The 20,581-nt window shown below is 68.5% G+C and carries 20 protein-coding genes; 8 read left to right on the top strand and 12 right to left on the bottom strand.

Going from position 1 to position 20,581, the window contains the following annotated elements:
* Nucleotides 1–34 precede the first annotated feature (34 nt).
* Nucleotides 35–1,057 carry a lipase secretion chaperone gene (locus AC4OR5_RS05530; RefSeq protein ID WP_003110995.1) on the top strand — a complete coding sequence of 341 codons (1,023 nt, stop codon included), beginning with the start codon at nt 35–37 and terminating at the stop codon, nt 1,055–1,057.
* Nucleotides 1,058–1,224: 167 nt separating this feature from the next.
* Here the strand turns inward: AC4OR5_RS05530 and AC4OR5_RS05525 are convergent, their stop codons facing one another.
* The gene (locus AC4OR5_RS05525) at nt 1,225–1,659 is read right to left on the bottom strand and encodes a DoxX family protein (RefSeq protein WP_003090958.1); all 435 of its coding nucleotides are present in this window, start codon (nt 1,657–1,659) and stop codon (nt 1,225–1,227) included.
* Nucleotides 1,660–1,757: 98 nt separating this feature from the next.
* Nucleotides 1,758–3,188, bottom strand: coding sequence for an MltF family protein (locus AC4OR5_RS05520; RefSeq protein WP_003090959.1), 1,431 nt, complete (start codon nt 3,186–3,188; stop codon nt 1,758–1,760).
* 246 nt (nt 3,189–3,434) lie between these two features.
* Between AC4OR5_RS05520 and AC4OR5_RS05515 the strand changes: the two genes are divergently transcribed.
* From AC4OR5_RS05515 to AC4OR5_RS05495, 5 genes are all read left to right on the top strand, one after another.
* Nucleotides 3,435–4,238 carry a TatD family hydrolase gene (locus AC4OR5_RS05515; RefSeq protein WP_023091609.1) on the top strand — a complete coding sequence of 268 codons (804 nt, stop codon included), beginning with the start codon at nt 3,435–3,437 and terminating at the stop codon, nt 4,236–4,238.
* A gap of 138 nt (nt 4,239–4,376) precedes the next feature.
* Nucleotides 4,377–5,849: a methyl-accepting chemotaxis protein gene (locus tag AC4OR5_RS05510; RefSeq protein ID WP_058160200.1), complete on the top strand. Its 1,473-nt coding sequence runs from the start codon at nt 4,377–4,379 to the stop codon at nt 5,847–5,849.
* Between the two features lie 125 nt (nt 5,850–5,974).
* Entirely contained in the window at nt 5,975–6,334 is a 360-nt protein-coding gene (locus tag AC4OR5_RS05505) for an Mpo1-like protein (RefSeq protein ID WP_009313874.1), read from the top strand.
* Between the two features lie 86 nt (nt 6,335–6,420).
* The gene (locus AC4OR5_RS05500; protein ID WP_003130791.1) at nt 6,421–6,909 is read left to right on the top strand and encodes a putative pterin-binding protein; all 489 of its coding nucleotides are present in this window, start codon (nt 6,421–6,423) and stop codon (nt 6,907–6,909) included.
* A gap of 9 nt (nt 6,910–6,918) precedes the next feature.
* Nucleotides 6,919–8,496 carry a GGDEF domain-containing protein gene (locus AC4OR5_RS05495; protein ID WP_058160201.1) on the top strand — a complete coding sequence of 526 codons (1,578 nt, stop codon included), beginning with the start codon at nt 6,919–6,921 and terminating at the stop codon, nt 8,494–8,496.
* Between the two features lie 8 nt (nt 8,497–8,504).
* Here AC4OR5_RS05495 and AC4OR5_RS05490 read toward each other — a convergent pair whose 3' ends face one another.
* From AC4OR5_RS05490 to AC4OR5_RS05460, 7 genes are all read right to left on the bottom strand, one after another.
* Complete coding sequence (locus AC4OR5_RS05490) at nt 8,505–9,302, bottom strand: acyl-CoA thioesterase (protein WP_003090970.1); 798 nt, start codon at nt 9,300–9,302, stop codon at nt 8,505–8,507.
* An 80-nt stretch (nt 9,303–9,382) separates the two neighbouring features.
* Nucleotides 9,383–10,153, bottom strand: a complete 771-nt coding sequence (locus tag AC4OR5_RS05485) for a CHAD domain-containing protein (protein WP_003114744.1) — start codon at nt 10,151–10,153, stop codon at nt 9,383–9,385.
* Nucleotides 10,150–12,156 carry a protein-glutamine gamma-glutamyltransferase TgpA gene (gene tgpA, locus AC4OR5_RS05480; protein ID WP_033962498.1) on the bottom strand — a complete coding sequence of 669 codons (2,007 nt, stop codon included), beginning with the start codon at nt 12,154–12,156 and terminating at the stop codon, nt 10,150–10,152. The genes AC4OR5_RS05485 and tgpA overlap by 4 nt, the downstream gene beginning before the upstream one ends.
* A complete protein-coding gene (locus AC4OR5_RS05475) occupies nt 12,153–13,106 on the bottom strand; it encodes a DUF58 domain-containing protein (RefSeq protein ID WP_058160202.1) in 954 nt (317 codons plus the stop codon). Before AC4OR5_RS05475 ends, tgpA begins: the two co-directional genes overlap by 4 nt.
* Nucleotides 13,106–14,023 carry an AAA family ATPase gene (locus AC4OR5_RS05470; RefSeq protein ID WP_003090974.1) on the bottom strand — a complete coding sequence of 306 codons (918 nt, stop codon included), beginning with the start codon at nt 14,021–14,023 and terminating at the stop codon, nt 13,106–13,108. Before AC4OR5_RS05470 ends, AC4OR5_RS05475 begins: the two co-directional genes overlap by 1 nt.
* Before the next feature lie 247 nt (nt 14,024–14,270).
* Nucleotides 14,271–14,969, bottom strand: a complete 699-nt coding sequence (gene pyrF, locus AC4OR5_RS05465; protein ID WP_003090975.1) for an orotidine-5'-phosphate decarboxylase — start codon at nt 14,967–14,969, stop codon at nt 14,271–14,273.
* A 96-nt stretch (nt 14,970–15,065) separates the two neighbouring features.
* Nucleotides 15,066–15,959, bottom strand: a complete 894-nt coding sequence (locus AC4OR5_RS05460) for a LysR family transcriptional regulator (RefSeq protein ID WP_021264975.1) — start codon at nt 15,957–15,959, stop codon at nt 15,066–15,068.
* 45 nt (nt 15,960–16,004) lie between these two features.
* Between AC4OR5_RS05460 and AC4OR5_RS05455 the strand changes: the two genes are divergently transcribed.
* Nucleotides 16,005–16,646: a DUF924 family protein gene (locus AC4OR5_RS05455; RefSeq protein ID WP_078451911.1), complete on the top strand. Its 642-nt coding sequence runs from the start codon at nt 16,005–16,007 to the stop codon at nt 16,644–16,646.
* Nucleotides 16,647–16,669: 23 nt separating this feature from the next.
* On the opposite strand, the gene AC4OR5_RS05450 is transcribed toward AC4OR5_RS05455, so the two are convergent.
* Entirely contained in the window at nt 16,670–17,560 is an 891-nt protein-coding gene (locus AC4OR5_RS05450) for a LysR family transcriptional regulator (protein WP_003090978.1), read from the bottom strand.
* 91 nt (nt 17,561–17,651) lie between these two features.
* On the opposite strand from AC4OR5_RS05450, the gene AC4OR5_RS05445 reads away from it, so the two are divergent.
* A complete protein-coding gene (locus AC4OR5_RS05445; protein ID WP_003110276.1) occupies nt 17,652–18,122 on the top strand; it encodes a multidrug/biocide efflux PACE transporter in 471 nt (156 codons plus the stop codon).
* Nucleotides 18,123–18,130: 8 nt separating this feature from the next.
* Here AC4OR5_RS05445 and AC4OR5_RS05440 read toward each other — a convergent pair whose 3' ends face one another.
* Complete coding sequence (locus AC4OR5_RS05440; RefSeq protein ID WP_034028078.1) at nt 18,131–19,042, bottom strand: response regulator; 912 nt, start codon at nt 19,040–19,042, stop codon at nt 18,131–18,133.
* 1 nt (nt 19,043) lies between these two features.
* A complete protein-coding gene (locus AC4OR5_RS05435; RefSeq protein ID WP_003160587.1) occupies nt 19,044–20,345 on the bottom strand; it encodes a sensor histidine kinase in 1,302 nt (433 codons plus the stop codon).
* Between the last annotated feature and the right edge of the window lie 236 nt (nt 20,346–20,581).

Here is a 20,581-nt window from a genome sequence, read left to right as displayed (position 1 = left end):
CTCGGCCCCGGCCCTTTCCCGGAAGCCCCCTCGCGTGAAGAAAATCCTCCTGCTGATTCCACTGGCGTTCGCCGCCAGCCTGGCCTGGTTCGTCTGGCTGGAACCTTCCCCCGCACCCGAGACGGCGCCCCCGGCCAGCGCGCAGGCGGGCGCAGACCACGCCCCGCCAGCAGCCTCCGCGGGAGAAGCGGTGCCGGCCCCCCAGGTCATGCCGGCCAAGGTCGCGCCGCTGCCAACCTCCTTCAGGGGCACCAGCGTCGATGGCAGTTTCAGCGTCGACGCCAGCGGCAACCTGCTGATCACCCGCGACATCCGCAACCTGTTCGACTACTTCCTCAGCGCCGTCGGCGAAGAGCCCCTGCAGCAAAGCCTGGACCGCCTGCGCGCCTACATCGCCGCCGAACTCCAGGAGCCGGCGCGCGGCCAGGCGTTGGCGCTGATGCAGCAATACATCGACTACAAGAAGGAACTGGTGCTGCTCGAACGCGACCTGCCGCGCCTGGCCGACCTCGACGCCTTGCGCCAGCGGGAAGCCGCGGTGAAAGCCCTGCGCGCGCGGATCTTCAGCAACGAAGCGCACGTGGCGTTCTTCGCCGACGAGGAAACCTACAACCAGTTCACCCTGGAGCGCCTGGCGATCCGCCAGGACGGCAAGCTCAGCGCCGAGGAAAAGGCCGCCGCCATCGACCGCCTGCGCGCCAGCCTGCCGGAAGACCAGCAGGAAAGCGTGCTGCCGCAACTGCAAAGCGAACTGCAGCAGCAGACCGCCGCCCTTCAGGCCGCTGGCGCCGGCCCGGAAGCCATCCGCCAGATGCGTCAGCAACTGGTGGGCGCCGAAGCCACCACCCGCCTGGAGCAACTCGATCGGCAACGCTCGGCCTGGAAGGGCCGGCTGGACGACTATTTCGCCGAGAAGAGCCGGATCGAAGGCAATACCGGGCTGAGCGAAGCCGACCGCCGCGCGGCGGTCGAACGCCTGGCCGAGGAGCGCTTCAGCGAACAGGAACGCTTGCGCCTGGGCGCGCTGGAACAGATGCGCCAGGCCGAGCAGCGCTGACCGACACGGAAACGCCAAGAACGCGGCGAAGGGCGCTTCGGCGGATAACGCTACCCTCAGGGGTGCAGCCCTGGCGTGGCCGGCGAGGCGGAAACCTTGTGCTGCGCGCCGCAACGAAAAAGGGCGGCCACCCGAAGGTGTCCGCCCTTTTTCGTCGCCAGCCCGGTTCAGCGGGACAGCTTGCCGTCCAGCGAGAACTTGCCGGCGCCATCGATCAGCAGCGCCACGCTGATCATCAGCAGGGTCAGGGCATATTCATAGCCGTTGTCGGTGATGAAGAAGCCATTGCCGATGTGCACGCTGAAGATCGCCACGATCATGGTGAAGCCCACCACCACCGACGCCGGACGCACCAGCAGGCCGATCACCAGCGCCAGGCCGCCGAAGAACTCGGCGCTGCCGGCCAGGGTCGCCAGCAGGTAGCCAGGGGTCAGGCCGATGGATTCGAACCACTGCGCCATGCCGTTCAGGCCGGCGCCGCCGAACATGCCGAAGAGCTTTTGCGAACCGTGGGACATCAGGGTAAGACCGGTGACGATACGCAGGATGGCCAGGCCGGCACCGGCGTTGGTCGACAGGATGGTCTTGATCAGTGGATTCATGGTGCGTCCTCAGGTGTGGGATAAGATGGGCACACTATAGGCAAGATAATTCGATATTAAAACCGCAAAAAACGCGTTATCAATATCGAATTTATAGATTATTTTTGAGCCGTCGCCGTCTTCGCACGCACCCCGGGCTCCAGGCGAACCCGTTCGCGTTCATATGCAAGGTAGTACTTGTTGACGCTGCTGACATAACTCACCACACCCATGCCTATCTCTTCCGCAGCCACCCGCTCGACCTGGAAGAACCAGCGATTCGGATCGAGCCCCCGGCGACGCGCCTGGGTGCGCAGGTTCTGCACCCGCTCCGGGCCCATGTTGTAGGCCGCCAGGGTGAACGCCAGGCGCTCGCGTTCGTCGAGGTGCTTGCTGGAGAAGAACTGCTTGCGGATCTTGGTCAGGTAGCGACTGGCGGCCAGCACGTTGCTGTCCTTGTCGTGCACATTGCCGACCCCGACGCTGCGCGCCGCCGCCGGGGTGATCTGCATCAGCCCGCTGGCGCCGCCGGAACCGCGCGCCTTCGGGTTCAGGTGCGACTCCTTGTAGGCCACCGCCGCCAGCGCCAGCCAGTCCATGCTGCTCTGCCGCGCGTAGCGCTGCAGCAGTGGACGGACCGCTTCCAGGCGCTTGCGGTCCGCCGCGCCGAGGGGGTTGCGGACCTTGTAGGCGCGCCGGTAGACGCGCTGGAAAGCCACGTCCTGGTCGGCCGGCGCGCGGTAGTCGGCGAGGAAGCGGTCGATGGTCGCGCGCAGGGTGCTGGCATCGCGGCGCACGTACCAGGCCATGTCGGCGCGATTGTCCAGCACCAGGTGGCGGTCGACGCGCAGCTTCGGCAGCACCTTGGCCCAGCGTTCGGCGATGGGCTGCTCGACCACGGTGAAGCCGAGGATGCCTGCCTGGACCATTTCCATCACATCCTCGACGGCCAGGGAAGCGTCCAGCTTTTCGATACGGATCGGTGCCATGCGGCGTTGCGCCAGGCGCTGGTTGACCAGTTCGATGGCGCCCTCGGCGGCGCTGCCGGCCGGCAGCGGGATGGTCCGCCCGGACAACTGCTCCAGGCGCGTGTAGCGCCGGTTGCCCTTGCGCGCCACCAGCACCAGCGGTACATCGGCGCGCACCGGCGCGCTCGGGCTGACCTGCAGGCCGTCGTGCGCCGGCAGCAGTTCGCCGGGGGCGACCAGGTCGCCTTCGCCACGCTGCAGGGCGGCAAGCAACTGGTCCTTGGGCTTGGGTATGAGCTTGAGGGTGAGGTTCCGCGCGGACGGCGAGCGGCTGTTGAGGTATTGCTCGAAGGCGCGCAGGCGACGGTACTCGACGCCGATTGGCTCGCCCTTCACCTCGCCCGAGCTGTTGCGGCTCTGGTTGACCAGCACCTTGAGCACGCCAGCGCGGCGGATGCTCGCCAGGTCGCGGGTCTCCGGCTGTTCCTTGTGCCAGTTGTCCGGCTGGCCGGTGATGCGCGCAGCCGCCGGCAAGGGTGCGAGCACCAGCAGGCAAAGCGAAAGCAGCAACAGACGCGTCATCCAGGTCTCCAGAGGCCAGGCTCGATGTCCCTCTCCGGGGGACCGGATCAATCAGAGCATGGCAGTCTTGGCAAGTTCCTCTCCGACAGCGGCTGCAAACGGAGGCATTGGGTAGATAATCCGGGCGCCGAAGAACCCGATCTGCGATTATAACGGATTGTTCTACAAGCGGTTTGCCACCCATCCCCCGGCGGGTCCGGCGCGATCGAGGGGGCGCCGCCTCGCTGCGAATTCCAGGAAGGCACCATGCAACTCATCGATATCGGCGTCAATCTGACCCACGCCAGCTTCGCCCCGGAACGTGAAGCACTGCTCGCCCGCGCGCGCGCCGCCGGGGTGGTGCAGATGGTGATCACCGGCACCAGCCTGGCCGACAGCGAACAGGCGCTGCAGCTTTGCGGCGAACTCGACGAGGGCGGCCGGCTGTTTACCACCGCCGGCGTCCACCCCCACGAGGCCAGCCACTGGAACGGCGACACCGCTCGCGGCCTGCGCGCCCTGTTCGACGACCAACGGGTACGCGCGGTGGGCGAATGCGGTCTCGACTTCAATCGCGACTTCTCTCCCCGTCCGGCCCAGGAAAAGGCCCTGGAGGAACAACTGGCACTGGCCGTCGAGCTACAGCGTCCGGTGTTCCTCCACGAACGCGACGCCAGCGAGCGCCTGCTGGCGATCCTGCGCGACTTCCGCGATCGCCTGCCGGCCGCCGTCGTACACTGTTTCACCGGCGAGCGCCGGGCGCTGTATGGCTACCTCGACCTCGACCTGCACATCGGCATCACCGGCTGGATCAACGACGAGCGCCGCGGCACCCACCTGCATGATCTGGTAGGCGAGATCCCGGTCGGCCGTCTCATGCTGGAAAGCGACGCGCCCTACCTGCTGCCGCGCAGCCTGCGGCCGAAGCCGAAGAACGGGCGCAACGAGCCGGCCTACCTGGTCGAGGTGCTCGACTGCGTGGCCCGCCATCGCGGCGAGAGCGCGGAGCGCCTGGCCGCTCACACCAGCGCCGCGGCGCGGGCGTTCTTCGGCCTGCCGACGATCGACTGAGATCGCCCTCAAGCTCCCGGCGGATCGGCCGCTAAGCTGACGAACGGTCTCGTTGACCCGCATCAACGATTGCCCCTTACTCAGCTTTCAAGATAATGGCGCCTTGCCATTAGCTTGCCGATAAGAAGAAATCCCCCTATGGGCACCTGGATCAGCGACATTCCACTGAAATACAAGTTCTGGGCCGTCAACGCGGTGGCCTTCTTCACCACCCTGCTGCTGGTGTTGTTCGCCATGCAGCAGGAAGCCGCCGGGCGCAACGCTTCCGCCCAGCGCGCCGCCGCCGCCGAGGGCGAGCTGGTTCAGAGCTGGCCGGCCGGCAGCGCCCTGCCCGCCCGCAGCAACCTGCTGCCGCTGGAACAGGCCGCGAGCCTGGGCGGCACCGCTGCCCAGGCGCTGGGCAAGGGGCAGGGTTGGATCGAGTTGTCCGGCGCGCGCCAGGGCGATCCCCCGCTGCTCGGCGCCTGGGTCGGCCAGACCGGCTCCGGCCAGCGCTTCGCCGTGCTTGCCCCGGCCAGCGACCTGTGGCAGGTCTTCGCCGACCGGGCCGGCGCTTACGCCGTCGCCGTGCTGGTGCTGATGCTGGCGCTGCTGGCGGCCTCGCAACTGCTGATCCGCTTCATCCTCACCCACCTGCATACCCTCAAGGACGTGATGCTGCACGTCGAGAAGAGCGGCGACCTGTCCGCTCGCGTACCGCTGCAGGGACGCGACGAAGTCGGCCAGATGGCCAGCGCCTTCAACGCCATGCAGGCCGGCTACCAGCGCATCGTCGGCACCGTCGCCGCGGCCGCTACCAAGCTCGACGAAGGCGCCCAGGCGCTGGCCCGCAGCATGGGCCAGGTACGCCAGGGCATGCTCGGCCAGCAGAGCGAGACCGACCAGACCGCCACCGCGATCAACGAAATGTCCACCACGGTCTTCCATATCGCCCAGCACGCCGCCGATACCCGTGACCAGTCGCAGGAAGCCGACCGCCTGGCCGGCGCCGGCCAGCAGGCGGTGAGCCGGGTCAGCGCGTCGATCGCCGGGTTGTCCCAGGGCGTCCAGGACACCGCCGAGATGATCCAGAAGCTGGCCGAAGACAGCCAGAAGATCAGCGGCGTGGTCAACGTGATCCACGGCATCGCCGAACAGACCAACCTGCTTGCCCTCAACGCCGCCATCGAGGCCGCGCGGGCCGGGGAAATGGGCCGCGGCTTCGCCGTGGTGGCCGATGAGGTGCGCAACCTCGCCCGTCGCGTGCAGGACTCCACCGACGAGATCACCCAGATGATCCTCGCCCTGCAGTCGGGTACCCGCGACGCCGTGGAGTTCATGCAGGAAAGCTCGCTCAAGGCAGACGGTTGCGTCAGCCAGGCCGGCGACGCCGGCGAGGCGCTGGCGGCGATCGCCAACGCGGTGGCGCAGATGCGTGAAAGCAACACGCAGATCGCCGTCGCCGCGGAACAGCAGAGCCAGGTCGCGGAAGAGATGACCCGTTCGGTGGTGGGCATCCGCGACGTCACCGAACTCACCGTGCAGCAGACCGTCGAGTCGGCGGCCACCAGCCAGCAACTGGTCGACCTGGCGGGCGATCTGACCCGCGCCATCGGCCAGCTACGCCTCTGATCCGCAGGCGCACCTGCCTATCGCCCGGATAGGCAGGAATCATTCGCCGCGCTGCCGCACCCCGCCTAGACTCGACGACATGCAACGACCCGCCTCGCGGGTCGCCGTCACGGAGTACCGAGAACATGGGCAAACGTCATCCCAACCTGCTCGCCTGGCAATGGCGCGGCTATGCCGCCAACCACCGCAACCCGACCAACCTGGTCCTGCACCTGATCGCCGTGCCGCTGTTCGTCGTCGCTGCGATCCTGCTGCTCGGCGGCCTGTTCGGCCTGGACCTGCTGCAGGTGGTGCTCGGTGTCATCGGCATCGGCGCCGGCCTGGCGATCCAGGCCAAGGGACACGCGCTGGAGGAACAGGCACCCGAGCCATTCAGCGATCGGCGCGACGCTGTCAGTCGCCTGCTCGTCGAGCAGTTCGTCACCTTCCCCCGCTTCGTCCTCAGCGGCGCCTGGTGGCGGGCCTGGCGCGAACGGCATAAGTGACAGTTCGTCCGGGATTTTGCACAGCCCTTCAGTTTTAGCGCGACGCTGCCGATATAATCGACGGAATCCTGTCGTGGACCGACAACATGCCGTCAATGCGTCAATTAATCGTCTTTTCCTGCTGCCTGGGGCTGCCTCTTGCCCAGGCCGCGGAACCCGTGCCGCTGGGCGGACGCCCGATCGTCACCCTGCAGCGGTCCGGCGGCGCTCCCGTGCGGCTGACCCTGTCCGACCTCGAAGCCCTGCCCAGCGAGACCCTGGAAGCCCAGCTCCCCGGCGAGGCCAACGCCCGCTGGCAAGGCGTGCGCCTCAGCCTGTTGCTGCGCCACCTGGACCTGGCGCCGCCCAAGCGCCTGCGCGTGCTGGCGCTGAACGATTACTCGGCGATCATCCCGTACAGCGACCTCGACAGCTACCAGCCCATCCTCGCCTATCGCCGCAACGGCGCCTACATGGCGATCCGCGAACGCGGACCGCTTTTCATCATCTACCCGATGGCCCGCTATCCTGAGTTGAGAAACCAGGTCTACTACAACCGTACCGTCTGGCAGGTCAGCTCCATCACTCTTGAGTAAGTAACGGACATGACTGTGCCGCTGCTCGATCCGACAAAGCTGCGCCGGCAACGCCAGATCATGGGGCTGTTGCTCGGCCTGGTGCTGCTCATGGCGCTGATCGCCGGGGCTGCGCTGTGGCTGGCGGTGCGCCAGGCCCAGCAACTGGCCCAGCCGAACCTGCACAACGAGCTGTGGCAGACCTACTCGCTGCGCGCCGAACTGGATCGCACGCTGGACGCCGCGCGGCACACCGAGAGCGGCGAAGGCCAAGCCGACGACCTGGCGATCCGTCTCGAAGTCCTCGCCAGCCTGATCGCGCCGCTGCGCCGCCAGTCGTTGTTCAGGCATCTCGCCGAACCGCGTCCGGAGGTACAGGCCACCCTGCAACGCCTGATCGAGCTCAGCGATCGCTGGTCGGACCAGGCCCCCTGGGGCGATCCCGTCGCCGCGCGCCGCCTGGCCGCGGAGATCGTCCAGCAGGTTCCGCCCTTGCTCGAACCGACCCACCAGATCGTCGTCGCCAGCAACATCGCCCTGACCAACCAGTTGGACGTCGACCGCAAGCGCCTGCACCGGGCGTTCTACGCGTTGTTCTGGGCGCTGCTCGGGATCGGTGCCGGCGGTGCCCTGCTGGTGCTGCGCCTGGTCACCGACTTCAAACGCGCACAGCAACTGGCCGGGCATCTGATCGAGCTTAACGCCACCCTGGAGAAACGCGTCGGCGAGCGCACCCGCCAGCTCAGCGAAGGCAAGGCGCTGCTGCATTTCATCCTCGAGGCCAGCCCGAGCGACGTGGTCCTGCTCAGCGCCTGCGGCGCCAGCATCCATTACGTCAGCCCGCGCCTGCTCAAGCGCCTGGGTTGCCAGGCCCAGGACGACTTCAACCTGCCCCGGCTGTTCGCCAGCGCCAGCGAATACAGCCGCCTGCAGAACGCCTTGGAGGCGCGCGGCCAGGTGGATGGCTGGGAAGCCCAGCTATGCGGGGAAACGCCTTGCTGGGCGGTGATCTGCGCGCGCCACCTGGAAATCGACGGCGAGCCGGCGACCCTGATCTGGTGCTACGACATCAGCCGGCGCAAGGCCATGGAGCAGGAACTGCGCCTGCTGGCCAGCACCGATACCCTGACCGGCCTGCACAACCGCCACTCGTTCCTGCACCAGGCGGAACTCATGCTCAAGGCCGCCGAACGCTTCCACCACCCCTGCGTGGCGCTGATGCTGGACATCGACCACTTCAAGAACATCAACGACAGCCACGGCCACCTGACCGGCGACCGCGCCCTGCAACGTGTCGCCGAGACCCTGCGCCAGGGCCTGCGCGAAGTGGACCTGCTCGGCCGCCTGGGCGGCGAGGAATTCGCCGCGCTGCTACCGGAAATCGGCCTGGACCAGGCGCTGGACGTCGCCGAACGGCTGCGCGCCGGCGTCGAGGCGCTGCGGGTGAGCAATCCCGACGGCGAACCGTTGCGAATGACCGTGAGCATCGGCGTCGCCCTGCGCAGGGACGCCGGGGACGACCTGGAAAGCCTGCTGGTGCGCGCCGACAGCGCGCTCTACCAGGCCAAGAGCGGCGGGCGCAACCGCACCGAGTACGCGCCCGCCTGACATGCGCCTCAGCCGAACACCGTGACCATCTGCCGGCTGATCGCCAGCAACTGGCCGTCGGCGCTCCACATCCGCGCCGCCACGTGGCCGTAGCCGTCGCGCGCCTCCTCGATCTCCGCCAGGTAACGGCACCAGTCGCCGCTGCCTTGCTGCGGCAGCGGCTGGAGGAACTCGGCGGTCCAGGTCAGCGAGCTGGCCATCGCCGGGGTGCCCAGGTGCGGCAACAGCGCCGGCGGCCAGGAGTCGAGCAGCGCCAGCAGGTGGGAAACCTCCATGGGCTCTCCCTCGGGTTCGTCGCGGAAACGCATCCAGCCGCCCATCTGGCGCGACTTGTTCGAAGAGAACGGCAGGCCGCCCACTGCCCAGCGCATGGCGATGTAGCGAGTGAACTCCGGGGTCACGTTACGGATATAGGGCAGCTCCTGGCTCTCTTCGGGGCCCTTCATCCCGGCCGCCGGCAACGCTTCCACCGCCACCGCCGACGCGCGGGCGACGCCGAAACTGGCCTGGACCAGCGTCACCACCTGCTCGCCCTGACGGACCTCGACCTGTACCTGGCTCACCGCCTTGCCCTCGCGCAACAACCGGGCGCTGAAGCTAGCCGGCTGCTCGGGGGCCAGCGGTCCGACGAAGCTGACGCCGATGGAGCGCAACGGACGCCCCGCCTCGACCACCGCAAGCATGGCCTCGTAGGCCAGTGCCACCACCAGGCCACCGAAGGTGGCGCGGCCCTGGCCCCAACTGGCCGGTACTACCACCGAGGAAGGGTCGCGGCGGACCGCCTGGATCAATTCGGAAAAATTCATGTGTGCCTCGCGAGGGGATTCGAGGGCCCATCTTAGGCGAGGCGATCCTTGGGAAAAAGCCGATCGGAATACCGGCGGCCTCAGTGCCCGGCAAGCGCCTGCTGCAATGTCGACAGGGCCCGTCCGGCACGCTCCCGGGCCAGTTCGAAGCGTGCCGTCCAGACCTCTCGCACAGGCGCCAGGTCCGGCTCGCGCTGGCATCGCAACAGCCACTGTTCGAGGTCGTGCCAATCGCCCAGCGCCGACTGGGCCGCCTTGAGCGGCGCCAGCAGCGAGCCGGGAATGCTGCAATCGTGCGGATAGGCCTCCAGCCCGTAGCGCACGCGCTTGATCCGCAGCCGTAGCGGGTGCCAGTGCTCGTAGGTGGTGTCCGCCAGCTCGGCGCGCAGGGTCTTCCATTGCCGGCGCAGGCGCTTGCGCACCCGGCCGTGCAGGCCATCCAGCACGGCATGCCGCTGGGCCGTACGCAACAGGGCCGGCCAGACGTCCAGGCAAAGCTGCAGGCGGTGCAGCGGCTGGCTGGCGAGAACCGCCACGTAGCCGGACTCCAGCACCGGCCGGCGCACCGCCAGCGCATCCCGCAGCCCTTCGGCGGCGAGCGCCGGCAGCAGCACCTCCAGGTCGCGGATCGGCCCGCTGAGCCGCCCGACCTCGGCGGCGGCATGCTCCAGCTCCTCGACGCCGGGGACTCCGCGGATCGGCCGCAGCAGGCTGCGCAGACGGCGCAGGGCGATGCGCAGGTCGTGCAGTGCCTCGCCATCCGTGCGCGCCTCCAGGCGGGCGACCGCCGACATCAACGCCACCTGCTGGCCGATCACCTCGGCCAGCAGTTCATCGATGAACCCCGTCATGCCTGCTCCTCTCCCCGGCCATCCCGCGTGGGCGCGCGCACCAGGCGCCAGGGCAGCGCCCGGCGCAATGCGCGCAGACGCAACCCTGGATCATCGGCACCGCCGTGTCCATAGCGTTGCGCTTCGAACGCGCCGACGAAGGCCGCGATGGCTGGCGCCTGCGCCGGCAGGACGCGGGCGGCGCGCTCGCCGTAGGAGCGTAGCCCTTCGCCGGGGGAACGGCGCAGGCCATGCATCTCCAGCAGGCGTTCGAAGCGGCGCAGTTGGCGGCTGCGCAGATCGCCACGGCCTTGCCAGGGCTTGAGCAGGAACAGCGCGAGCAGACCGACCGACAATATCGCCGCGGCACCGAGCAACAGGCCCAGTCGGGTCGGATCGAGCCCGCCGAACCAGCGCTGCAGGAAGGCGCCCTGCTGCTCACCCTGGTAGGCCAGGACCCAGCGTTGCCAGCCGTAGTTCAGGCTGTCCCAGGCCAGACGCATGTCGTTGAGCCAGGGCAGGCCACGGTAGCGCAACGGCGACAGCGGCGCGTCGGCGAGGTACTCGCTGTCTCCGGCCAGAGCCTGCTCCAGCCCCTGTTCGATCCGTTCGGGCGCCACCTGGTAGGTCGGGTCGACGCTCAGCCAGCCCTGCTCCGGCTGCCAATACTCGACCCAGGCGTGGGCGTCGAACTGATGCACCAGCAGGTAGTTGCCCGCCGGATTCAGCTCGCCGCCCTGGTAACCGGCCACCACTCGCGCAGGAATGCCCGCGGCGCGCAAGACGAAAGCCATCGCCCCGGCGTAATGCGCGCAGAAGCCGCTGCGCGTGTCGAACAGGAAATCGTCCACCCCGTCGGCGCCGGTCGCTGGCGGTTTCAGGGTGTAGGCGAAGGGCTCGTGGTTGAAGCGCTGCAACAGGGCCGCGACCAGCGCCTGCGGTTGCGCATGGGCCTGGCGCAACTCGTCGGCCAGCGCGCGCGCGCGCGGATTGCCGTGCATCGGCAACTGCAGGTTGCGCCAGCGCGTGCGCGGATCGATGCTGGACTCGCGCAGCGCCTGTGGCCAGGAACTGACTCGGTAGAACAGACGTTGCTCGACCGGCTGCCGCCGCTGCAGGTGGAAATCGCTCATCAGGCGCGTGTCGGTCTGGTCGGTCTGCGCCACGTCGAGGGCGAACAGCCAGGGCTGCGAACTGGGCTGCATGATCACGTCGTAGCGCAGCTCAGGGCCACGCTTCTGCCAGTGCAGAGCATCCTCGCCCGACCATTGCGGCGCCTGAGCCCAACGTCGTCCATCGAAACGCTCCATGGTCAAGGCGCGCCAGTAGAGCTGCTCGCGCGGCGGCGGTGCGCCCTCGAAGCGGACCCGGAACGCCAGTTCGGCGGAGCGCCCAAGCTCGGCGATATCCCCTGGCGCCATGCTCTCCGAGAGTCCGGTGACCCCCTTGTTGCCGGGCATCGGCAACGACCATAGCGGCCCCAGGCGGGGGAAGAACAGGAACAGCAGGAGCATCAGCGGCAGCGCCTGCAGCAACAGCCCGCCGGCCAGCCGCAGGGTCGGCCAGGGCCGGCTGGCGAAAGCGCTCTGCTGCAAGCCGATCAGCGCCGCCAGCAACGCGGTCACCGGCAGCAGGCTGTACAGCGCGGCGAGGAAACCGTCGTCGAACAGGTAGCCCACCACCACTGCGAAGAAACCGAGGAACACCAGTACCAGCGCATCGCGGCGGGTCTTCATTTCCACCAGTTTGAGGATGAACGCGGCGATCAGCAGCACCGCCCCCGCGTCCAGGCCCACCAGGCTGCCGCGCGACAACCAGACCCCGGCCCCGGCGAGCAACGCCAGGGCCAGCTTGACCCAGGCGCGCGGATAGCCGGCACGCATGCGGAAGACCTGCACCCGCCAGGCCGCGCAACCGAGCCACATGGCCGCGATCCACAGCGGCATGTAGGCCAGGTGCGGCAGGATCACCAGTACCTGCGCCACCAGCAGCCAGACCAGCGCGACCCGCGGAATCGCGTTCATCGCGCCGCTCCGAACAACGCCAGCGCGCGCAGGCAGGCCTCGCGCTGGGCCTCGCCGCTGGCCGGTTGCAGGCGCGTGCCGGGCAGCGCCAGGCCATAGGGCTGCTGCCGCGCGGAGAGTTCCAGGACTGCATGGCACAAGCGGCCCAGGCGACTTTCGAGGTCCCCGCCGAGGCGCTCGAATTCCAGCCACAGGTCTTCCCCGCCGAGCGCGGCGAAGTCCTTCACCAGCAGCCCCTGGCCACGGGAAAATGCCTTCCAGTGCAGGCGCCGCCGCGAGTCGCCCGGCTGGTAGGCGCGCAGCCCCTGGTAGTCGTCGACGCCCGCGCTCGCCAGCGCGCGCCCCTGGTCCTCGGCATCCTCCGCGCCCGGCGCGAGGAACGACTCGCCGGCCAGCGGCCGAGGGTAGACCAGCGCCTGCTGGCGCAGGTCGACCCAGCTCCAGGCCACCAGCAGGCCGAGGGGAAAGCTACTCTCCACCCGCAGGCGCCCCGGCCGCAGCCAGCCGCGTCGCTCGGTCGGGTGGAACAGCAGCACCTCGGCAGCCGCGTCGCCTGCCAGGTCGGCGTATTCCAGCGGCCGCTCCGGCCAGCCGACGGCGATGGCCTGGCGCGCCCGCCGCGGGCTTTCCAGGCGCACCCGGAAACCGGCGCGCTCGCCGGCGAACACCGGGTCCGCTCCCAACGCGGTGAGGCGCAGGCCGGCAAGGTTGCGATAGGTATGGAGGATGGTCACCACGCCCAGGGACAGCAGCAGGAAGGTCAACCCGTAGGCCAGGCTGTTCTGGTAGTTGATCGCCGCCAGCAGCATCACCAGCAGCGCCAGGCCGAAAGCGCCGCCCTGGCGGGTCGGCAGGATGAATACGCGGCGCTGGCTCAGCTCGACGCTGCTCGCCGGCGGTATCCGCCGGTTCAGCCAGCGCTGCCAGCGCGGCCAGTTGCGCAGGCGCATCAGAGCGCCGGGACTTCGCGCAGCAGCCATTGCACCAGCGCGCCGCCACCGTGCCCGGTGGGGTCCGCCTGGTCGCGCAGGCGATGCCCGGCGACCGCCGGCAACACCGCCTGGACGTCTTCCGGAATCACATAGTCGCGTCCCGCCAGCAGCGCCCAGGCACGCGCTGCGGCGAGCAACGCCAGGCTACCGCGCGGCGACAGGCCGAGGGCGAAGGCCGGCTGCGTGCGGGTCGCTTCGACCAGGCGCAGCACGTAGTCCACCAGCGCATCGCTGGCGCGGACCTTCGGCACTTCGGCCTGGAAAGCGGCCAGCGCCGCGTGGTCGAGCAAGGGTTCCAGGCGCGGCAGCAGATCGCGCCGGGCTTCGCCGAGCAGCAGCGAACGTTCCGCCGCGCGTCCGGGGTAGCCCAGCGACAGGCGCATCAGGAAGCGATCCAGCTGCGATTCCGGCAGGGAGAAGGTGCCGCCCTGGCTGGCCGGGTTCTGCGTGGCGATGACGAAGAACGGTTCCGGCAAGGGCCGGGTGGCGCCCTCGATGGTCACCTGGCCTTCTTCCATCGCCTCGAGCAAGGCGCTCTGGCTTTTCGGCGTGGCGCGGTTGATCTCGTCGGCGAGCACCAGCTCGGCGAAGATCGGCCCGGGATGGAAGACGAATTGACCGCTGTCCTTGTCGAACACCGAGGTACCGAGGATATCGCCCGGCAGCAGGTCCGAGGTGAACTGGATGCGCTGGAAACTGAGCCCGAGCACCCGCGCCAGGGCATGGCTGAGGGTGGTCTTGCCCATCCCCGGCAGGTCTTCGATCAACAGGTGCCCACGGGCCAGCAGGCAGGCCAGGGCCAGGCGCACCTGGCGGTCCTTGCCCAGGAGAATCTCATCGACCGCCTTCAGGCAGGCTTCCAGGGTGTTCAGCATCCCGACCTCGCGTTTCCGGGGAAAACAGCGATCCTACTGGCCTGGGGCCAGCCGGCAAGGCACTTGCAATTTTTCCTCACGAAACTGTGAAACCGTTGCCACCGGTACTTGCCGGAGTGCCCGCTACAAGCCTAGACGCTGGGGAGGGACAGGCGCCCCCTGGGCGCCGGCGCGGATGATGCCTGCGCCATGTCCGGCTCGACACGACGCGCGACGGTCGCCGACGGCAGGCGTGGGGGAAGCCGCCTCAGCCCAGTTCGGCGACGATCGCCGCCAGCGCCTTGGCCGGGTCGGCGGCCTGGCTGATCGGCCGGCCGATCACCAGGTAATCGGAGCCGGCATCCAGGGCCTGGCGCGGGGTGAGGATGCGCCGCTGGTCGTCCTGGGCGCTGCCGGCCGGGCGGATGCCCGGCGTGACCAGTTGCAGGCCCGGATGGGCAGCCTTCAGCGCCGGCGCTTCCTGGGCCGAGCAGACCAGGCCGTCCATGCCGGCCTTCTGCGCCAGGGCGGCGAGGCGCAACACCTGCTCCTGGGGCTCGATGTCGAGGCCGATGCCCGCCAGGTCCTCGCGCTCCATGCTGGTCAGCACGGTCACGCCGATGAGCAACGGCCTGGGCCCGCTGAAGGCCTCCAGCGTCTCGCGGCAGGCGGCCATCATGCGCAGGCCGCCGGAGCAGTGCACGTTGACCATCCACACGCCCATCTCGGCAGCGGCCTTCACCGCCATCGCCGTGGTGTTCGGGATGTCGTGGAATTTCAGGTCGAGGAACACCTCGAAGCCCTTGCCGCGCAAGGTCTCGACTATACCCGCGGCACAACTGGTGAAGAGTTCCTTGCCGACCTTCACCCGGCACAGTTTCGGGTCCAGCTGATCGGCCAGCGCCAGGGCGGCCTCACGGGTGGGGAAATCCAGGGCGACGATGATGGGGGACTGGCAGGCGGACATGGGCTCTCTCGCGGCGAATCGAAAACGGCGCGCATTGTCGCAGAATCCGGCCGTTTGCCGTAGCCCGGAACGCGCCGGGGAGATGAACGTCGTGGACTAGAGGCGGGCGCGGAGCAGTTGCTCCAGCCAGTCGACGAATGCCCTGACCCGCCGCGACAGATGCCGCCGGTGCGGATACAGGGCGTACGCCGGCATCGCTTCGGCCCGCCACTGCGGCAGCACCTCGCACAGCTCGCCGCGTTGGAGGTGCTCGCGCACGTCGTAGGCAGGGATCTGGATCAGGCCCAGTCCGGACAGGCAGCAGGCGATGTAGCTTTCCGCGTTGTTCACCGTGACCCGGCTGCGCAGCGCGCGGGTCAGGGTGCGCCCATCCTCGCGGTACTCCCAGGGCAACACCCGGCCGCTGCTGGGCGAGGCATAGTTGACCGCCCAGTGCCGGTCGAGGTCGGCCGGCGTCCGTGGCTCGCCATGCTCTTCCAGGTAGGCGGGACTGGCGCAATTGATCAGTTGCATCTCGCCAAGGCGTCGCGCCACCAGGCTGCTGTTGCCCAACTGGCCGACCCGCAGGACGCAGTCGACGCCCTCCTGCACCAGGTCCACCGAACGGTCGCTGGAGCCCAGTTCCAGTTCGATGTCCGGATGCTGGCGGAAGAATTCCGGCAGCGCCGGGGCGATCAGCAGTCGCGCCACCCGGCTCGGCACGTCGACCTTGAGCCGGCCGCTGGCGCGGCTGCCGTCGTGGAACAGGCTCTCCAGCTCTTCCATGTCTTCCAGCAGGTGACGGCAACGCTCCAGCACCACGCTACCGTCGTGGGTCAGCTGGACCTGCCGGGTGGTGCGATGCAACAGCCGGCTGCCGAGTTGCGCTTCGAGCTGCTGGACCGCCGCCGAGACCGTCGCCCGCGGCATGTCCAGCAGATCCGCGGCCTTGGTGAAGCTGCCGGTTTCGGCAACGCGCAGGAACACGCGCATGCTGTCCAGACGATCCATGGGCAGGCCCCTTCTCTCTATTCGGGATGGCTGGACAGTCTATCCATGCCACCCACGTTTATCCAAAGAACCCGGACCAATAGCCTGGAGTCCCTACTCTACTTCCTGGATCCGCAGATGCCCCATGCAGCGCTTTTGCCTTCTCCCAGCGCGTCCCCGCTGCCGGAAGTGGTCGGTTTCTGGCGCGATGCCGGCCCTACCCTCTGGTTCGCCAGGAACGCCGATTTCGACCGGCGCTTCCGCGAGCGCTTCGCCCACCTCTACGAGCTTGCCTGCGCCAACGCGCTGCGCCCGGCTGCCGGTGAAGCCGAGGACCATCTCGGCCTGCTGTTGCTGCTCGACCAGTACCCGCGCAACGCCTTCCGTGGAACCCCGCGCATGTACGCCAGCGACGCCCAAGCGCGGCGCTGGGCGGAGCGGGCTCTGGGACAAGGCCTCGACCGCCAGGTCGGGGACGCGCTGCGGCTGTTCTTCTACCTGCCGTTCGCCCATGCCGAGAACCTTGCCGACCAGGATCGCTCGGTAGCGCTGAACCACGGACTCGGCCAGCCCTTCCTCGCCCACGCTCATGAGCATCGCGAGATCATCCGCCGCTTCGGGCGCTTTCCCCATCGCAATCCGATCCTCGGTCGCCCGTCCAGCGCCGAGGAACTCGCCTTCCTCGCCGCCGGCGGCTTCGCCGGCTGAACCGGGGCTCAGCCGGCCCCTCCCTAGATAGGCAGGTCGCGATCCAGCAAGCGGTCCAGCAACCAGTTGGCCGCCGGTCCCAACGGCCGCTGCCGCGACCAGACCACATCCACCGCCTGGCTGCGCGGCCAGCCGGACACCGGCAACTCCTTCAGCCGCCCGTTGGCGTAGCCGCTGACCAGCCAGCGCGGCAGCTCGGCCCAACCGAAGCCGTGGGTGGCCATTTCCAGCAGCAACAGGTAGTTGGGCGCCGACCAGCAGCGCCCGCCGCTGGACGGCAGGCCGTCGTTGATCGCCGCGCCGGTCTCGCTATAGGTGTTCAGGCGCAGCAAACGCCATTCGGAAAGGTCACGCTCGCTGACCCGCTCCAGGCCCGCCAGCGGATGGTCGACGGCGGCGAACAGGCCGAACTCGGCACGCTCGGCGACCGCCGCCACGCCCAGCTCCGGCGGGTAGTGCGGCTGCGCGGCGAGCAGGCCGAGGGTGGCGCGGCCGCGGCTGACCTGGGCGATCACGTCCTGGTCCTCGGCGATCAGGCATTCGAACTCCAGCTCAGGGTAACGCTCGTCCAGTTCGGCCAGGCGCGCCTCGTAGCGCGCCGAATGGTAGGTGTCGGATAGCGCCAGGGTCACCCGTGGCTCCGAGCCGCCGGCGAGCAGCGCGGCGACCCGGCGCAGGCGGTCGGATGCGCCGAGGACCTCCTCGACCCGTCCCAGCAGGGTGCGTCCGGCCTCGGTCAGTTGCGGCTGGCGGCCACTGCGATCGAAGAGTTCCAGGCCGAGGTCGATCTCCAGCCGGGCAATGGCCTCGCTGACGGTCGACTGGCTCTTGCCCAGCTTGCGCGCGGCGGCGCTGAAGGAGCCGAGGGAAACGGCCTGGACGAAGGCCTCGAGGGATTCGGGCGACAAATGCATATCGGTTTTTCCGATGGTATCCAACTTAACCCTATCCCAAAGACCGATGACAATACAGCCCGACTTCAACGACGAACCGGGAGCGTTCGCCATGACCCACACCCACACCGCCCTCGACAAGACTCTCAAGGAGCGGATCTTCCACGCCCTGGCCTTCGAGGGCCTGGCCGTCCTCCTCACCGCGCCGGTGCTGTCGCTGGTGATGAACAAGCCCCTGGCGCACATGGGTGCGCTGACGCTGATGTTCTCCACCGTGGCGATGCTCTGGAACATGCTTTTCAACAGCCTCTTCGACCGCGCCCAGCGGCGCATGGGCTTCCAGCGCACCCTGCAGGTCCGGGTGCTGCATGCGATGCTCTTCGAGCTGGGGCTGATCGTGGTGCTGGTACCGCTGGCCGCCTGGTGGCTGTCGATCGGACTGGTCGAGGCGTTCCTCCTCGACATGGGCCTGATCCTGTTCTTCCTGCCCTACACCATGGCCTTCAACTGGAGCTACGACGTACTCCGCGCACGCCTGGTGGAAAGCCGCCAGACCAAGGCCGCCGGTTGCGACGCCGGCTAGGCCGGCGTTCAGGCCGTCAGCCGCTCGCGCAGGCGGCCGAGCATGCCGAGCAGGCTGCCGACCCGTTCCTTCTCGCGCTCGTCGCGCGGCACCTCGGCCAGCCGGTCGACCTCCGGCAGGCTTCGCCCGCGCCACAGCAAGGCCTGCTCGGCGGCCGCCTTCAGGCCTTTCTCGAACAATCCCTTGCGAATCGGCTTGGGCAGGTAGCGGAATATCTGCGCCTGGTTGATCAGCTCGAGCAGGGCCTGGGTGTCGCGGAACGGCGTAACCACCAGGCTGAGCAGGCGCGGATGGGCCTGGGCCAGGGATTTCAGCAGCGGCGCGGTATGCTCCCCGGCCAGCTTCAGGTCGCTGACCAGCACCTCCACCGGTTCGGTGTTCAGCCACACCAGCGCCTCGGCCAGGTTGCGCGCGCGCAGCAGGCGATGCCCGCCGGCATGGCAGAAGGCCCCGACGCAGTCCAGGGTTTCCGGGTCGTCGTCGAGCAGCAGCACGCTCAGCGGCGCCGCCAGCGTGGCCGCGGGCGGTGCCGGCAGGCCCTGGCGGCTGGCGATCTCCGCCGCCTGGCGCAGGGTGAAGGCCATTTCCTGGGGATTCCAGGGCTTGGTCAGGTAGCGGAAGATGCCGCCGTCGTTGAGCGCGTCGACGGCGGCGTCGAGGTCGGAATAGCCGGTGAGGAGAATCCGCAGGGTCTCCGGATAGCGCTCGCGAGCCTGCGCCAGCAGTTCGGCGCCGCTCATCTGCGGCATGCGCTGGTCGCTGACCAGCACCTGTATCCGTTCCGTCTTCAGGCGCTCCAGGGCGCGCCGCGGGTCGCTCTCGGTGAGCACCTCGTAATGGCGGCGGAACTGCATGGCCAGGCTGCGCAGGATGCGCTCCTCGTCATCGACGAAGAGGATGCGGACGGGAGATGGGCTCATGTCAGGCGCTCCGTTTCAGTTCGCGGGCCTGCTCTCGCGGCAGGCTGATGAGGAAGCGGGTTCCGCGGCCCGGTTCGGAGGCCACGCGGATGGTCCCGCCATGTTGCTGGATGATCTTGTAGCTGATCGACAGGCCGAGCCCGGTGCCCTGCCCCACCGGCTTGGTGGTGAAGAACGGGTCGAAGATCCGCCCGAGGACCTCGGCGGGCATGCCCTTGCCGTTGTCCTGCACGGAGAGGAACACCTGGCGCTCGTCGGCCCAGCTCTTCAGCAGGATGCGGCCGAAACGCTCCATGGCCTGCGCGGCGTTGGTCAGCAGGTTCAGCAGCACCTGGTTGATCTGCGACGGCGCGCAGGCTATAAGCGGCAGCTCGCCAAGCTGGCTGCTGATCTCGGCCTTGTCCTTGATGGCGGTGCGGGCGATCAGCACGGCGTTGCGCACGCAGTCGTTGAGGTCGACCTCCTCGCTGAAGGCGCGGTCCAGGCGGGCGAAGTCCTTGAGCCCGGAAACCAGCTCGCCGATCTGGCCGAGGCCGTAGCGGGTATCGACGAACAACTGCCGCAGGTCCTCGCGCAACTGTTCGACGGCGGCTTCGCGGCGCACCGCGTCGGCCGCCTGCAGCGCCTGCGCCAGGCGCGCTTCGTCGCACTGCGGGTCGCCCAGGCAGTCGACCAGCGCCGCCTGGGCATCGGCCAGGCGCAACAAGGGATCGCTCAGCTCCTCCAGCAGCGCCAGGTTGTTGCCGACGTAGCCGAGCGGCGTGTTCAGCTCGTGTGCGACCCCGGCCACCATCTGCCCGAGCGAAGCCATCTTTTCCGACTGCACCAGTTGCGCCTGGGACTCCTTGAGGTCCACCAGCGCCTTGCGCAGCACCCGGTTGCGCTGGGCGATGCGCGCCTCCATGGCCTTCAGCAGGTCGAGCACGGTGCCCAGGCCACGGTAGCGGCCCTCTTCGTCGACCAGGGCGAAGTCCTCGGTGATCGGATACTGCAGGCGACCGGTGACCTGCTGCGCCGCCTCTTCCAGGCTGGCGCCGAGGGAGACGCTGAGGGGCGCCCGGTTCATGACGTCGCGCACCGGATGGCGGCCCCAGAGGTCGCGGCCGAAACGCTGCATGAAGATGTCCTGGAGGGTGTAGCGGCTGACCAGGCCGAGGACCCGGCGCTCGTCGTCAACCACCGGCAGCGAGAGGAAGGCACGGTGCTCCGGCATCAGCAGGCGGTCGGCGACGTCGCTGATGCTCATCGCCGGAGTCAGGGGTTCCACCGGGCGCAACAGACGGGACAACGCGCTCGGAGACATCGGCAACCTCTCGCTGGCAGGCCCGGACGGGGCAATGAAGGGATACCCGCCAGTTAAGCAATGTCAGATTGCCAACATGTGACAGGCATCACGCCGACCAGGCTCAGCGCTTTCTCGGCCCGCAACTTCCGAGCGCCGCCGGGAGTCTCAACCACAGGACCTCGCGCCGGAACGTTGCCTGACAGAAAGGCAAACCCGGCGTATGGTGAACATTCATATCGATGAGGGAGAACAAC

The sequence above is a fragment of the Pseudomonas sp. YA1 genome, from assembly GCF_058680555.1.
This window is presented reverse-complemented; position numbering and strand designations above follow the sequence as displayed.

What these genes read in the sequence shown, in the direction of transcription:
- AC4OR5_RS05525 (WP_003090958.1), bottom strand. Translation starts at nt 1,659, where the DNA reads ATGAATCCACTGATCAAGACCATCCTGTCGACCAACGCCGGTGCCGGC.
- AC4OR5_RS05520 (WP_003090959.1), bottom strand. Translation starts at nt 3,188, where the DNA reads ATGACGCGTCTGTTGCTGCTTTCGCTTTGCCTGCTGGTGCTCGCACCC.
- AC4OR5_RS05515 (WP_023091609.1), top strand. Translation starts at nt 3,435, where the DNA reads ATGCAACTCATCGATATCGGCGTCAATCTGACCCACGCCAGCTTCGCC.
- AC4OR5_RS05510 (WP_058160200.1), top strand. Translation starts at nt 4,377, where the DNA reads ATGGGCACCTGGATCAGCGACATTCCACTGAAATACAAGTTCTGGGCC.
- AC4OR5_RS05505 (WP_009313874.1), top strand. Translation starts at nt 5,975, where the DNA reads ATGGGCAAACGTCATCCCAACCTGCTCGCCTGGCAATGGCGCGGCTAT.
- AC4OR5_RS05500 (WP_003130791.1), top strand. Translation starts at nt 6,421, where the DNA reads ATGCCGTCAATGCGTCAATTAATCGTCTTTTCCTGCTGCCTGGGGCTG.
- AC4OR5_RS05495 (WP_058160201.1), top strand. Translation starts at nt 6,919, where the DNA reads ATGACTGTGCCGCTGCTCGATCCGACAAAGCTGCGCCGGCAACGCCAG.
- AC4OR5_RS05490 (WP_003090970.1), bottom strand. Translation starts at nt 9,302, where the DNA reads ATGAATTTTTCCGAATTGATCCAGGCGGTCCGCCGCGACCCTTCCTCG.
- AC4OR5_RS05485 (WP_003114744.1), bottom strand. Translation starts at nt 10,153, where the DNA reads ATGACGGGGTTCATCGATGAACTGCTGGCCGAGGTGATCGGCCAGCAG.
- tgpA (WP_033962498.1), bottom strand. Translation starts at nt 12,156, where the DNA reads ATGAACGCGATTCCGCGGGTCGCGCTGGTCTGGCTGCTGGTGGCGCAG.
- AC4OR5_RS05475 (WP_058160202.1), bottom strand. Translation starts at nt 13,106, where the DNA reads ATGCGCCTGCGCAACTGGCCGCGCTGGCAGCGCTGGCTGAACCGGCGG.
- AC4OR5_RS05470 (WP_003090974.1), bottom strand. Translation starts at nt 14,023, where the DNA reads ATGCTGAACACCCTGGAAGCCTGCCTGAAGGCGGTCGATGAGATTCTC.
- pyrF (WP_003090975.1), bottom strand. Translation starts at nt 14,969, where the DNA reads ATGTCCGCCTGCCAGTCCCCCATCATCGTCGCCCTGGATTTCCCCACC.
- AC4OR5_RS05460 (WP_021264975.1), bottom strand. Translation starts at nt 15,959, where the DNA reads ATGGATCGTCTGGACAGCATGCGCGTGTTCCTGCGCGTTGCCGAAACC.
- AC4OR5_RS05455 (WP_078451911.1), top strand. Translation starts at nt 16,005, where the DNA reads ATGCCACCCACGTTTATCCAAAGAACCCGGACCAATAGCCTGGAGTCC.
- AC4OR5_RS05450 (WP_003090978.1), bottom strand. Translation starts at nt 17,560, where the DNA reads ATGCATTTGTCGCCCGAATCCCTCGAGGCCTTCGTCCAGGCCGTTTCC.
- AC4OR5_RS05445 (WP_003110276.1), top strand. Translation starts at nt 17,652, where the DNA reads ATGACCCACACCCACACCGCCCTCGACAAGACTCTCAAGGAGCGGATC.
- AC4OR5_RS05440 (WP_034028078.1), bottom strand. Translation starts at nt 19,042, where the DNA reads ATGAGCCCATCTCCCGTCCGCATCCTCTTCGTCGATGACGAGGAGCGC.
- AC4OR5_RS05435 (WP_003160587.1), bottom strand. Translation starts at nt 20,345, where the DNA reads ATGTCTCCGAGCGCGTTGTCCCGTCTGTTGCGCCCGGTGGAACCCCTG.